The organism is Oleiphilus sp. HI0117 (assembly GCF_001635235.1).
Genome location: NZ_LWGA01001477.1, coordinates 1 through 826 on the forward strand (window position 1 = coordinate 1; position 826 = coordinate 826).

Annotated in this window: 1 protein-coding gene; it reads left to right on the forward strand. The window is 40.7% G+C overall.

All coding sequences use genetic code 11. The features are described 5' to 3' along the window. A partial coding sequence (locus A3757_RS24565) for a recombinase family protein (protein WP_197470299.1) occupies nt 1-826 on the forward strand: 826 nt, incomplete at both ends.

Sequence of the window (826 nt, forward strand, 5' to 3'; positions counted from 1 at the left end):
GCAGCCCCGCTAAAGGCTCTGGTTTATTAAACAATGAGCTCTATAGAGGTCGTCATATTTGGAATCGATCTCAGTGGACTAAGGATCCGGATTCTGGAAAGCGTGTTCGTATAGAGAGATCGGAATCAGAGTGGAGTATTAATGAGCGAGAAGATTTACGCATTGTCACCGAAGAACTATGGGAAAAGGTAAGAGCACGTTTTAAAGAGTCTCGATATAAAGGTGGGATAAAAGGAAAGGGGGGGCGTGTTAGATCATTATTGGGCGGCTTAATGTCTTGTGGTAAATGTGGCGCTCCCATTGTGGTTGTTAGTTCTCACTCATACGGATGTTCAAACCGAATGAACAGAGGTCCTTCAATATGTGAAGGCGTGAATGTTAATCGCAAAGAAACCGAACAGAAGCTACTTACTGAAATTCAGGACATGCTACAAAGTGATGAATTGGTCGAGTTTGCGTATGTTGAGTCGCTTAAGGTATTAAATGAACTCTCTGCTGGGAAAGGTGATTCCAGGAAAGCATTGCTTCAAAGAATAGATGAGCTCGATAAAGAGATAGAAAGATATATTGAGGCAATAGGGGCAATCGGAATATCCGGGTCGATAGCCGAGAAACTCAAATCTGCTGAATTTGAAAAGATACAAATCAACGAACAGTTATCTCAAGAGTCTGAAGAAACTGAATTACCAGAGCTGTCGGTAATTAAAAAACTATACAAAGCCTGGGCTTTCGAGCTACAAGAGTCGAGAAAAAATAGTACTAATGAAACTAGAGATTATTTAAAAGATATCTTGAGAGAAGTCGAGATTAACAAAGAAGGCTCAGA